This window comes from Corynebacterium stationis, assembly GCF_001941345.1.
In the GTDB taxonomy this organism is placed as follows: Bacteria; Actinomycetota; Actinomycetes; order Mycobacteriales; family Mycobacteriaceae; genus Corynebacterium; species Corynebacterium stationis.
This window is the reverse complement of sequence record NZ_CP009251.1, coordinates 1,484,959-1,497,884: the sequence shown is the minus strand read 5'-3', so window position 1 is coordinate 1,497,884 and position 12,926 is coordinate 1,484,959. Positions and strand designations below refer to the sequence as shown.

Here is a 12,926-nt window from a genome sequence, read left to right as displayed (position 1 = left end):
CAAAATTATTTGCCACATTGGCCGTGATTATCCATCAAGGTGTGGTAAATTTTCGTTAGTGTGTTCTAAAAATCTAGGAGGAGATGCGCGCTGTGTTAGCAGATATCACCATTTCTGATCTTGGCGTGATCTCCTCAGCATCTGCTGAGCTCTCATCCGGTCTTACCGTCCTTACGGGCGAAACCGGCGCAGGTAAGACGATGGTTGTAACTGGGCTGCGTCTTCTCGCCGGCGGTCGCGCAGATGCCTCCCGTGTACGTGCGGGGGCCAAGCGCGCGGTTGTTGAAGGAACTTTCATCACCGATGAGCTCAGTACCGAGGATGCGCAGGGTATCGCGGAAATCGTGGATACCGCCGGTGGCGTCGCTGATGAAAATGGTGAGTATGTAGCTGCGCGCACGGTCATGTCGACTGGTCGCTCTAAAGCTCATCTGGGCGGCCGCACCGTCCCGGCCGCAACGTTGAATGAATTTTCGCGCTCGTTGCTAACTGTGCACGGGCAAAACGATCAGCTGCGACTGCTATCGCCCGACCAGCAATTGGCTGCTCTTGACCGATCCTCGAGTGCTATTGCGCCGCTGGTGGAAAAGTACCGCTCAAGCTTTGTGCACTGGCGGAGTCTGGCTAAAGATTTAAAGCGGCGTACAGAATCGCGCCGTGAACTCGCCCAAGAAGTTGATCGCCTGCAGTTTGCGGTCAATGAGATCTCCCAGTTGGATCCACAACCAGGTGAAGACGAAGAGCTGATCTCCTTGATCAAGCGCCTGCAAGATGTTGACGGCTTGCGGGAAGCTGCCCAAAGTGCGCTGGTAGCTATCGACGGTGTCGAAGGTGATTTTGAAGAATCTAAACCCGCCTCCACGCTGTTGGGCGAAGCTCATGCAGCCTTGCACAGCATCGATGACAGCCAGCTTGGAGAATTGAGCACGCAGTTAGGGGAGATGACCTCACAGCTAGCTGGCATTGCAGGCGAGCTTGGTCAGTTCCTGTCAGAGCTGCCAGCTGATCCTGCACTGTTGGAAAAGAGTTTGCAGCGCCAGCAAGAATTGCGTGGGCTTACGCGTAAATACGCCGGTGATATTGACGGGGTGCTGGCGTGGAAAGCAGATGCCGAAGCCCGGTTGCAGTCGATGGATACGTCCACAGAGGCGATCGAAAAGCTGCAGGCGCAGGTGGCAGAAGCGCAGACCGACATGGTGGCGAAAGCAGAAAAGCTCACCGCCGCACGTGCCAAGGCAGCCAAGCAGCTGGCCAAAGCCGTCACAGAGGAAATTCACGGCTTGGCCATGCCCAAGGCGCGGTTGGAAGTAGCGGTGCGCCAGGCTAAATATTCGCGCACGGGTGCCGATGAAGTAGAGCTGTTGCTCGCAGCAAACGATGCCGCGACGCCCAAGCCATTATCAGTTGCAGCCTCTGGTGGTGAGCTCTCGCGCGTGATGCTGGCATTGGAAGTCATTCTCTCTGCCGGGACTGCTGGAACCACGTTGGTCTTCGACGAAGTTGATGCCGGCGTGGGCGGGCGTGCGGCCGTGGAGATTGGCCGCAGGTTGGCGCGTTTGGCACAGGCAAACCAGGTCATCGTCGTCACGCACTTACCGCAAGTGGCCGCGTACGCCGATACCCACTTGCATGTCGCCAAAGATGTTTCAGACACCTCGGTGACTTCAGGGGTTATTACCCTGAGCAAGGAAGAACGCGTCGAGGAATTAGCCCGCATGCTGGCGGGCCTGGATGACACTGCGACAGGCCGTGCGCACGCGAGTGAACTTCTGTCCAAGGCTCAAGAAGAAGTTGAAGGTTTCAGCGCATAATTCCGCGCGCCTTCCACACTTTTTAGCTGGCACAGGGAACAATATCCGGTATGAGCCTGTTTTCTCGAACCCAAGAATTGCCTGGTTTGTATGGTGCCTTGCGCGATTGCACGCCTGGGGGCAATGGCATGAAGAAATTCCGCGCCGGCGACATCGCCGTGATTAATGCTGCGAATATTTCCCGCCAAGAAGCACAGGCGCTTATCGATGTCCAACCTGCCGCCGTAGTCAACGTCGCCGAATTTTCCACCGGCACTATCCCTAATTACGGCCCGCACATGTTGTTGGACGCGCAGGTTGAGCTTTTAGAAAACGTCGGTGATGAATTTGTCGCTGGGTTCCGCGATGGCAAGAAGGCGCGGATTACCACTGACGGTGAGGTTTTTGTTGGTGACACCTTATTAGGCCAGGGCATCAAAGTTGAGCGCGCAACAGCAGAAAAGGACTTCGCTGAAGCGCGCCGCAACCTCGTCGATCACATGGAGGCGTATTTCGGAAACTCCATTGAGTTCATTCACTCTGAGGGGCCTTTGCTTATCGATGGCCTAGGCATCCCCGAAGCCGGCGCCGAGATGCGTGAGCGCAAGGTGCTTGTAGTCTCTCCGAGCGAGGATCACCGTGGCAAGATTAAGGGTTTAAGAAACTTCATTCGGGAATACGACCCAGTGTTGGTTGGCGTGGATTCCGCGGCGGATTCTTTGGTGGAGTTGGGGTATACCCCGGATCTGATCGTCGGTAATCCGCAAGACATCGCGACAGAGACCCTGCGCAGCGGCGCGCGTGTTATCTTGCCTGCTGATCCGGATGGGACGGCGGAAGGGCTCGAGCGCATCCAGGATCTCGGCATCGGGGCCATGACCTTCCCCGCTGCAACCGATAGTGCTACCGATCTAGCGCTGTTGCTGGCTGATTACCATGAGGCAGAGATGATCGTGCAGGTCGGTGACTCTTTGGATCTTGATGATATTTTCGCCGCTGAAGCCCAAGCAACACCAGCTGCGATGCTGACCCGGCTAAAAGCTGGCAGCCGTTTGGTCGATTCTTCGGCGATCATCAACTTGTACACGGTAAAGTCCAGCAGTTCTTTGACCTGGCTGTGGGCTGTCTTGGGGATTTTGGTCGCGCTTGCGGCCGTCGTGCTCATCGTGGGCCTAGGCGGTGAGGGCACTTTTACCGGTAACCTCATCGATACCTGGAATAACATCGCACTTACGGTCCAAGGGTGGCTGTAGGACATGGCATTTTCCAAGACTTCTAAAAGCGCGTTGGTTATTACGGGCCTCGGTTTCGGCATGGCCCTAGGCGTGGCAGCAGGCACTTTAGTCATCGCGCCTAACCTCGATGGCGCGCCTTCAGCTGCTGTATCTGGCGATGATGCCCTACGCGAAGAACACCGCGACCAACTGCAGAAGAATAAGGATCTCACCGCGCAATCTGATTCGGCCGATTCTTTAGTCGCAGGGCTTTCTGTTGATGCTATCTCAGGCGCACTCGATGGTCGTGACGTCGCAATTATCGCTACCGGCGATGCCACTGAGCGCGATATCGCTGGGGTGCGCGAGATGCTCAACACCGCGGGCGCCGTAGATTCTGGCACTATTTCCTTGGCCAATGAATTCTTGCACCCAGATAGCGCAGATAAGTTAAAATCCATCGTCGCTAATGTCTTGCCTGCGGGCGCAGAATTAGACGAAGACGATCTCTCCGCCGGCCGCCACACAGGCCAGGCGCTTGCTGCGTCACTGTTGCGCAATCCCGAGACCACGGAGCCTTTGGCCACTTCCGAAGACCGCGGCGCATTATTGCAGGCATTGCGCGAAGCAGGCCTTATCAACTATGAAGACGGCACTATCTTGCCGGCTCAAGCAGTAGTTGTGGTCATGGGCCGCGGTGGTGGACAGTACTACCATGACAACCTCGTGTCCTTTGCCAATTCTTTAGATGAGGCAGGCAGCTACACCGTTGTCGCGGGGCGTTTACAAGCTGCTGGTGAAGGCGGAGTCATTGATACCTTGCGCCAAGAGTCGGAGATTTCCACCGTCGATTCCATCAACCGCAAGTTCGCGCAATTGGCCACGACTTTGGCGGTCGTAGAACAGCTTGCAGGGCAGTCTGGTGCCTATGGCTCAGGCCCAGGCGCCGAAGCTGCAGCACCTCCGCTACCGCAAGGGGAGTAGAGCATGGCGCACGATTTTAAGGTCCTGTCTTCGCAGTTGCTTTTCGATGCTCCGATTATCGCCGTTCGCAAAGATGAACTCGCGATGCCCAACGAGCAGGTAGCTTACCGCGACGTCGTTGAACACATGGGTGCAGTCGCTGTGGCTGCTGTCAATGATGCCGGCGAAATTGCGATGGTCCATCAGTACCGGCACGCGGTCAAGCGCCGGCTGTGGGAGCTTCCAGCAGGTTTATTGGACGTGAAAAATGAGTCAGAGCTCGCTGGTGCACAGCGTGAATTGGTTGAAGAAGCAGGTTTGAAAGCCACGCAGTGGTCAGTGCTAGCCGATATCGTCACCTCACCCGGGTTCTGCGAAGAAACCGCGCGGGTCTACCTCGCCCAAGATCTCACTGAAGTCGAACGCCCCGAGGCCTTCGGCGATGAAGAAGCCGACATGGATTTTGCCTGGATAAAGCTCGATGAAGCAGTCGCGAAGGTCCTTGCCGGCGAGATTAACAATTCGATTGCTGTGACCGGGATTTTTGCGGCGTGGCAGGTCCTTAACGGCCATGGACAAGCCCGCGACGTAACTGCACCTTTTGATTTGCGCCCGACATCGATTGCAACACGTCGCAGCGGTCCAGACCTGAAGAAGCAATAGATGTCTTCTTCAACTATCTCGGGTGCTTCTGGTGCCGCCGGGCATTCCGGTAACTCCGGAATATCCGGCATCGCCGGCGGGACTGAGCCTGCACCGGAACTGGTAACACTCGCACAAGGGTGGTTGGACCACCTCGCGGTGGAAAAGGGATCTTCACCCAATACCGTCAGCAATTACCGCCGGGATCTGAAGCGTTATGTTCATTGGCTCGCTGCCGCAGGAGTAACGTCTCTGCGTGATGTAACCACGCAACATCTTGAGGCTTATGTCGCGGACCTTCGCCGCGGGTGGGAGGGGCAGAAGCCGCTATCGAGTGCATCGACAAGCCGTGCTCTTATCGTTGCCCGCGGGCTTCACAAGTTTGCGTTGTCTGAGGGCGACATCAATGTTGATGTCGCTGCCGATGTCGCACCACCAAGTCCGGCGAAGCACCTACCGGATACGTTAACTGTTGAAGAAGTCACGGCACTCATTGATGCCGTTCCGACGGGGGAGTATGCCACGGCGGTAGATATTCGGGATAAAGCGCTGTTGGAAATGCTCTATGGCACTGGTGCGCGTATCTCCGAGCTTCTTGATCTGGTGGTAGATGATGTTGCTGATGGCCCAGATATTTTGACCGTGACCGGTAAAGGTTCCAAGCAGCGCCTGGTGCCGATGGGTTCTCATGCACGCAAAGCCATTGAGGACTACCTGGTTCGTTCGCGGCCGCAGATGAGCCGCGGCAAAACACATGCGTTGTTTCTCAACACGTTGGGCAAGCCTCTGTCACGGCAAAGCGCTTGGGCTGTCATCCAGCAAGCCGTTGAGCGCGCCAAGGTTGGCAAGAAAGTGTCCCCGCACACATTAAGGCACTCTTTTGCTACCCATTTGCTGCAGGGCGGCGCCGATGTGCGTACTGTGCAGGAGTTATTGGGGCACTCTTCAGTAACGACCACGCAGATCTACACACATGTTACTGCGGATTCCCTGCGAGAAGTCTGGAGAGTTGCTCACCCTCGCGCTTAAATCTGGAAATCTGCATGCCAGTTCCAGTACCGTGATTTTCGTGCCTGTGCGCGCATTCCGCGTGCACTAATATTTCTCTTCAATCCTTTGTGTGCTGAGTTTGCGCGTTTCACTGTCTTGAATCGCGTGAGTACAGCACCGAATATGGGTTGAATGATGTCTTGTACGTCTTATGAAAGGACGACTGTTTACGTGAACTCTTCACGCAACCATGCCCTGAGCCACACTCTTGCTAGCCGACGCTTTGCTGCATCTATTGCTGCTGCGTGCATTCTTGGCCTTGGTGCTACGACCGGCGCCGTTGTGGCCGCACCAGCGGCACACGCCCTGCCAGGTGGCATGTCAGTAGAGGACGCACGCGCGGCAATCTCTGCCCCGATTTCGGTACCAGCGGGTCAGACCACCACGGTCAGCCTGCCTGTGTCTGCAAACGCGTCTTACTCTGGAGATGGCTGGTCAGTGTCCACGTCTGGCAGCACCGTGACCATCACCGCGCCACCAGAGGGCGGACAGATTTCTGTTCCTGTCACCGCCCAAGGCCAGTCCGCGACCATCAGATTGGTGGCAGAGGGCGGCGCAAGCGGCGGAAACACCTCCGGCGGCGGAACTGCTGGTGGTGATACTTCGGTTGGCAGTGGCGGCAGTGGCGGCGGAAACGCCGATGGTTCTGATGGCGCCGGTGGCGAGGGCACCAATGGCACCGGCGCTTCAGACGATGAGAACACCGGCACTGGTGATGTTTCCGGAAGCCAGAATGCATCCTTGCCAGCCGTCCCGGGGGAAAAGCCGGAACGTCAGGCAGCAGAACAGCTAGATGAATCTACTGCTGAGCGCATTGAATTAGAGTCCACCATTGAAGGCAACACGATTACGGCACAGCTGGGGCTGCGCCAAGCGTTGGATTTCTACAATCAGTTTGGCAACTTGGACCAAGAGCAGTTCACCCTGCGCTATGTTGACGCCGACGGCAATATTATCCAAGACATCAAGCGCGATATTGATGCGGCCAGCCGCACCTTGACCTTGACTTACCCAGAGGGCCAGGCGCCGGATAATCCATTCTACATGCAGCTAGTGCGCAACGACGGCACTGGCATTGAAGTCATTGTCAGCCTGACTGACCCGAACTACCAGCGCGCTGGTGAGGAAGCTCAAAATGCGTCAGCTACGAGCACTTCCAGCGATGATGAAGGCTCAAACCTGTTGGCCAACGGAGTCATTGGCCTGGGCATTGTGATCCTCTTGATCATCATTGGCTTCACCATCCGCAAGGTGAGCAATCGCCGTAAGCAAGATCAGTACGAGTACTAAGCAAGTGGCTAAACAGGATGTAGCAGTAATAGGTTATCGGCATCGAAACCACGCTAGATTGACGATCCGGTGCTAGATTGACATAAGTTAATCTAGCCTGAAGCGTTGACCTACGGGCGACGATGTGCCTTGTAGGATAGACGAGTAAGCTGTATCTCAGTGTTAAATGACAGCCGTGTAGTTTCGTGTTCGAAGTGCAGGTTGAGTGTTGGTAGGGAAGTAGGGAGTAAAACGTGAGCAACGAGGGACTCTTTGACGCAGATGAGCCAAATCTGGGTTTAACCGGTAGGCCGCTGCGTACTATCCCACAGCCACCCGAACTTGAGAAGAACGGTCCTGCGACCGTGATTTCCATGTGCAACCAAAAAGGTGGTGTGGGCAAAACCACCTCCACCATCAACATGGGCGCATGCTTGGCGGACTACGGCCGTAAAGTCCTCCTAGTTGACCTGGATCCGCAAGGTGCGCTGTCTGCTGGACTGGGTCTTAACCACAATGACATCGAGGACACGATCTATGACGTGATGCTGGATAGTCAGACCTCAATTCACTCCGCCATCGTGCGCACCGATGTTCCTGGGCTGGACTTGGTCCCTGCCAATATTGACCTGTCTGCGGCAGAAATTCAGATGGTCAACGAAGTTGGCCGCGAACATACTTTGGCACGTGCGCTGCGCCCGGTGATGAAAGACTATGACTTCATCATTATCGACTGCCAGCCTTCCCTAGGTCTGCTGACGGTTAACGCTTTGGCGTGCTCCCACGGGGTCATCATTCCTATGGAGTGCGAGTTCTTCTCACTGCGCGGCCTAGCACTGTTGACCGATACGGTAGAAAAAGTTGCTGAACGCATTAACTTCGATTTAGAAGTCATCGGTATTTTGGTCACCATGTTTGACCGACGCACCAAGCATGCCCGCGAAGTGATGTCGCGTGTTGTGGAGTACTTCGACGAGAAAGTCTTTGACACCGTTATTACCCGCACGGTTCGTTTCCCCGAAACCTCTGTTGCCGGTGAGCCGATTACTACCTGGGCGCCATCGTCTCAAGCGGCGAAGCAATACCGCGACTTGGCCGCTGAGGTCATCGAACGCACCAAGGGCTAGACGCGGGCATAGATGGCCGAACACGTACAGCAAGAAGCAGTGCAGCCAGAGATTCCTGGCTTTCGCATTGCCTTGGCCAATTTTGAAGGCCCCTTTGACCTGCTGCTGCAACTAATTCACAGCAAGAAGCTAGATATCACTGACGTTGCGTTGTCGGAAGTCACCGATGAGTTCGTTGCCTACACGCGCAGTCTTGATCAGTCCGCTGGTCTGGATGAGGTCACAGAGTTCCTCGTGGTTGCGGCAACGCTGCTGGATCTGAAAGCCGCGCGCCTGCTTCCCCGTGGTGAAGTTGATGACCTGGACGATTTGGAACTTCTTGAATCACGCGACCTGCTCTTTGCGCGTCTTTTGCAATACCGAGCTTATAAGCAGGTTGCTGACCAATTCGCCCAGTGGCAGCGCGATGCGCGCAGGGCTTATCCGCGCGCGGTGGGCATGGAAGAGCAATTCGCTGCGCTTTTGCCGCTGGTGAAAATCGGGCACAGCCCGGCAAGTTTCGCCGAGTTGGCTGCGAGCGTATTTCGTCCCAAACCGCCAGAGGAAGTGGGCATTGGCCACATCCACCAGGTGGCAGTATCTGTGCCCGAACAAGCAGGCAAGATCATGGAAGTACTCAAACTGCTGGGCGCGGAGCAGTGGTTAAGCTTTTCTGCGTTAACCCGGGACTGTACGCTGTCGATGCAGGTGGTTGGACGCTTCCTTGCGCTACTAGAGCTGTATAAAGCACGCGCAGTAGAAACCGACCAAGAAGACCCACTAGGCCAGCTCAATGTGTCTTGGACTGGGCTCGATGTGGACCCCGCGGTGGTGGCTGCTGCGAACTGGGATTAAGGAGAAAAGACATGAGCTTGCAGGACACTCCCGCTAATGACATGCCCTTTATCAGTGCTTTGCGGTCGCAAATTGAATCGATCTTGCTAGTCATCGACACCCCGGCCAGCGCCGCCGCCATAGCGCGCGCCGTCGATTCGGAGGCGGCAGATGTTGAGCAAGTACTCCGTGAGATTCAAACCGAGCTCGACATCCGCGGCTCCGGCATTGACCTGCGTGAGACAGAAGACGGCTGGCGCTATTTTACTCGCCGCGATAATGCCGATGCCGTGGAACAATTCTTGCTTGACGGCACACAAACTAAGCTTTCCCGCGCTGCTTTAGAAACCCTCGCCGTGGTGGCTTATCGCCAACCCTGCACGCGCGCGCAAGTTGCTGCGGTGCGCGGCGTAAACGTCGACGGCGTCATGCGCACCCTGGCCTTGCGCGGGCTCATCCGCGAAGTCGACGGGGAAGAGTTTGAAGGCCCCGGCATCAGATATGAGACCACGGCTTTACTCCTGGAACTGCTTGGCATTGACTCTTTGGAGCGCTTGCCTGAACTGGCGCCGCTTTTGCCGGACGTGGACATGATTGATGAAGAATTCTAGGGTTTTGCTGTAGGCTTTAGCGCAGGAGTAGACTCCATCAAGCGTAATTTAAACAATTTAAGAGAAAAGGACACGACACCGTGACCCCACCCGCTCGCCGCGACGGCACACCGGAAAAGAAAAAGCGCGACAGCGAAATGCTGCTGTCGAACGCCAAGCCGGCCCGTCGCCAAAACGTCAAACGTAATAAGAAAGCTACCGCGCAATCAGTAGCAAGCGACCTGGGAGCCGATTGGCTCTATGAGGACTCATCGTCCGCACACAATCCCAATGCCCAAGGCGAACGCCTGCAAAAAGTTCTTGCGAAGGCGGGCGTAGCATCGCGTCGCCACGCAGAGGTACTCATTGAAGCCGGCCGCGTTGAAGTCAACGGGGAAGTCATCAAGCGCCAAGGCGTGCGCGTCAACCCTAACGTGGATATCATTCGCGTCGATGGCGTGCGTGTCAACGTCAACGAAGAGCACGAGTACTTCATCCTGAATAAGCCGCGTGGCATGCAGTCCACCATGCAAGATGACATGGGCCGTCCGTGCGTTGGCGATATGGTTGCGGAGAAGACCGCATCCGGCCAGCGTCTCTTCCACGTTGGTCGCCTCGACGCTGATACCGAGGGCCTGCTGATTTTGACCAACGATGGCGAATTGGCCAACCGTTTGATGCACCCGAAGTATGAAGTGTCCAAGACCTACCTGGCCACTGTGTTGGGTGAGGCCGACAAGGCACTAATCCGTACGCTCAAAGAAGGCATCGAGCTTGACGATGGCATGGCCAAAGCCGACTTCGTCCAGGTCGTGGACAAAAACCAGGGCATGTCCCTGATTCGCCTGGAACTGCACGAAGGTCGCAAGCACATCGTCCGCCGCATGCTCAAGGCTGCTGGTTACCCAGTTCAGCGTCTGGTGCGCACCAAGATTCACACCGTGCAGTTAGGTGATATGAAGCCAGGCGGCATCCGCGCGCTCAACTCTTCTGAGCTGACCAGCTTGTACAAAGCGGTGGGGATGTAAATGATTTCAAATATGCCCGATAACGGCCTCATCCTCGCGGTCGACGGTCCTTCTGGGACCGGCAAGTCCACCACCTGCCGTGCTTTGGCCAAGCAGTTGGATGCCAAGTACATCGATACCGGCGCTATGTATCGCGTTGCCACGCTGGCAGTTCTGCGCAAGGGGATTGACCCTGCAGATACGCAAGCTGTCATCGCTGCCACGGCAGATCTGCCGCTGACGGTGTCTAATGATCCTGATTCCACCGAAGTTCTCCTGGATGGCGAAGACGTCTCCAAGGAAATTCGGGAAGACGAAGTAACTCGCAATGTTTCTTCCGTTTCTGCTATCCCAGAAGTACGTACGAACTTGGTGAACCTGCAGCGCAAGCTAGCCAGTGAGTCGCATCGTGCGATCGTCGAAGGCCGCGATATCGGCACCGTCGTGCTTGTCGATGCCCCCGCGAAAGCCTTCATGACTGCCTCAGCCGAGGTGCGTGCGCAGCGCCGTTATGACCAAAATATTGCTGCTGGTATCCCAGCAGATTTCGACACGGTTTTAGCCGATGTCATTCGCCGTGATGAAGCTGATTCTTCACGCGCTACCTCGCCGCTGCGTCCAGCGCAGGATGCTGTTGTAGTGGATACCTCTGCGATGAGCCCGGAGGAAGTGCTCAACGCCCTCATTACTATTGTCAAGGAGCCTGCCAATGAGCGATAAGAATTTTGAAGCTAACGGCGACCCTGCTGATCAAGAGCAAGAAACCCAATTTCACTACCCAGCAGGCAAATTCGATGAGGAACTCGTAGAAGCTCCTCACGGCGGTTGGGCCTCCGAAGATTTCAACGAGGATGAATTCGACTACAACTTTGATGAGTCGGAATTCGGCGAAGCACACTACATCGATGACGAGATCCTTGATTCCGGCATCGGCGGTGTCGCGGGCGAAGAGCTCTCCGAAGAGGAGTGGGCAGAAATCGAGCGCGCCTTCGGCGTGCCCGGTCCTTCGCACACTGAAGAAGAGCTGTGCACGGTGGCTATTGTGGGCCGTCCAAATGTGGGCAAGTCCTCCTTGGTCAACCGTTTCCTAGGCCGCCGCGAAGCTGTTGTCGAGGACCACCCAGGCGTTACCCGTGACCGCATTTCTTATATCGGTGACTGGAATGGCCAGCGCTTTTTTGTCCAGGATACCGGCGGCTGGGACCCGAATGCCAAGGGGATTCACGGTGCGATTGCGCGCCAGGCAGAAGTGGCCATGGAAACTGCTGATGTCATCATCTTCGTTGTTGATACCAATGTGGGTATCACGGAGACTGACTCGGTGATGGCACGCAAATTGCAGCGTTCCGAGGTGCCAGTGATTTTGGTAGCGAATAAGTTCGACTCGGATTCCATGTACGCCGATATGGCGGAGTTCTATGGGCTCGGCCTCGGCGAGCCATGGCCAGTCTCTGCTCTGCACGGCCGTGGCGGCGCGGACGTTCTCGATGAGGTTCTGAGCCTTTTCCCTGAGAAGCCGCGCCACGCTTCCATTACCGCAGGTCCACGTCGCGTAGCTTTGGTGGGCAAGCCTAATGTTGGCAAGTCTTCATTGCTGAATAAGATCACCGGTCAAGAACGCTCTGTGGTTGATAATGTCTCCGGTACCACCGTGGACCCAGTCGACTCTTTGGTGCAGCTAGACAAGCAACTGTGGCGTTTTGTTGATACCGCTGGTCTGCGTAAGAAGGTCAAGAATGCGCAGGGGCATGAATACTATGCTTCTTTGCGTACTCGTGGTGTCATTGATGCTGCGGAAGTGTGCGTCATGCTTATCGATGCCTCCCAGGAGATCTCCGAGCAAGACCAGCGCGTGCTGAACATGGTCCTTGAGGCCGGTAAAGCACTGGTGATTGCTTTTAACAAGTGGGATCTGATGGATGAGGATCGCCGCTACTTCCTTGACCGCGAAATTGATCAGCAGCTCGCGCACCTGCCGTGGGTTACGCGGATTAATATCTCTGCAGAAACCGGTCGTGCTTTGCAGCGTCTCGAGCCAGCAATGATCGAGGCGCTAGAAAGCTGGGATCAGCGCGTTTCTACCGGTCAGTTGAATAACTGGATGCGTGACGCAATTGCTGCGAACCCGCCGCCGATGAAAAACAACCGTCTGCCACGCGTGCTCTTTGCTACCCAAGCAGATACGCAGCCGCCGACCATCGTGTTGTTTACCACCGGCTTCTTGGACGCGGGCTACCGTCGTTACCTCGAGCGTAAGTTCCGCGAAAGCTTCGGCTTCCACGGCACGCCTGTGCGTATCGCAGTGCGTGTTCGCGAACGCCGTTCGCAAAAGCGTTAGGGCGCTTGCAATTAAGTAGGCCGGCTATGGGATTAAGTTTCTCATAGCCGGCCTACTTGTTCGTTTCACTAAAACTAATAGGGATCGCCGAATCGGCTAACCAGCCCGGTTGACTAGTTAGCT

12 protein-coding genes are annotated in these 12,926 nt (G+C 55.9%); all 12 read left to right on the top strand.

Annotated elements, in window-relative coordinates; translation table 11 throughout:
* Positions 1 to 92: 92 nt before the first annotated feature.
* The 12 genes from recN to der all read left to right on the top strand — a co-directional run bounded on the left by recN (position 93) and on the right by der (position 12,803).
* Positions 93 to 1,811, top strand: a complete 1,719-nt coding sequence (gene recN, locus CSTAT_RS06955; protein ID WP_075723839.1) for a DNA repair protein RecN — start codon at positions 93 to 95, stop codon at positions 1,809 to 1,811.
* 50 nt (positions 1,812 to 1,861) lie between these two features.
* Complete coding sequence (gene steA / locus CSTAT_RS06950; RefSeq protein WP_075722920.1) at positions 1,862 to 3,043, top strand: putative cytokinetic ring protein SteA; 1,182 nt, start codon at positions 1,862 to 1,864, stop codon at positions 3,041 to 3,043.
* Positions 3,044 to 3,046: 3 nt separating this feature from the next.
* Positions 3,047 to 3,988, top strand: a complete 942-nt coding sequence (locus tag CSTAT_RS06945) for a copper transporter (protein ID WP_075722919.1) — start codon at positions 3,047 to 3,049, stop codon at positions 3,986 to 3,988.
* A 3-nt stretch (positions 3,989 to 3,991) separates the two neighbouring features.
* A complete protein-coding gene (locus CSTAT_RS06940) occupies positions 3,992 to 4,630 on the top strand; it encodes an NUDIX domain-containing protein (RefSeq protein WP_075722918.1) in 639 nt (212 codons plus the stop codon).
* Positions 4,631 to 5,638, top strand: a complete 1,008-nt coding sequence (gene xerD, locus CSTAT_RS06935) for a site-specific tyrosine recombinase XerD (RefSeq protein ID WP_231869241.1) — start codon at positions 4,631 to 4,633, stop codon at positions 5,636 to 5,638.
* Positions 5,639 to 5,830: 192 nt separating this feature from the next.
* Positions 5,831 to 6,949: a hypothetical protein gene (locus tag CSTAT_RS06930; protein WP_079005495.1), complete on the top strand. Its 1,119-nt coding sequence runs from the start codon at positions 5,831 to 5,833 to the stop codon at positions 6,947 to 6,949.
* 233 nt (positions 6,950 to 7,182) lie between these two features.
* A complete protein-coding gene (locus CSTAT_RS06925; protein ID WP_075722917.1) occupies positions 7,183 to 8,055 on the top strand; it encodes a ParA family protein in 873 nt (290 codons plus the stop codon).
* Positions 8,056 to 8,067: 12 nt separating this feature from the next.
* Positions 8,068 to 8,889 (top strand): segregation and condensation protein A, encoded by an 822-nt coding sequence (locus tag CSTAT_RS06920; RefSeq protein ID WP_075722916.1) that lies wholly within the window; start codon positions 8,068 to 8,070, stop codon positions 8,887 to 8,889.
* Positions 8,890 to 8,900: 11 nt separating this feature from the next.
* Positions 8,901 to 9,479 (top strand): SMC-Scp complex subunit ScpB, encoded by a 579-nt coding sequence (scpB, locus tag CSTAT_RS06915; RefSeq protein ID WP_075722915.1) that lies wholly within the window; start codon positions 8,901 to 8,903, stop codon positions 9,477 to 9,479.
* 80 nt (positions 9,480 to 9,559) lie between these two features.
* On the top strand, positions 9,560 to 10,486 hold the full coding sequence (locus CSTAT_RS06910; RefSeq protein ID WP_066839720.1) for a pseudouridine synthase: 927 nt from the start codon (positions 9,560 to 9,562) through the stop codon (positions 10,484 to 10,486).
* Positions 10,487 to 11,185 (top strand): (d)CMP kinase, encoded by a 699-nt coding sequence (gene cmk / locus CSTAT_RS06905; protein WP_075722914.1) that lies wholly within the window; start codon positions 10,487 to 10,489, stop codon positions 11,183 to 11,185.
* Entirely contained in the window at positions 11,175 to 12,803 is a 1,629-nt protein-coding gene (gene der / locus CSTAT_RS06900; protein WP_075722913.1) for a ribosome biogenesis GTPase Der, read from the top strand. The genes cmk and der overlap by 11 nt, the downstream gene beginning before the upstream one ends.
* Positions 12,804 to 12,926 lie beyond the last annotated feature (123 nt).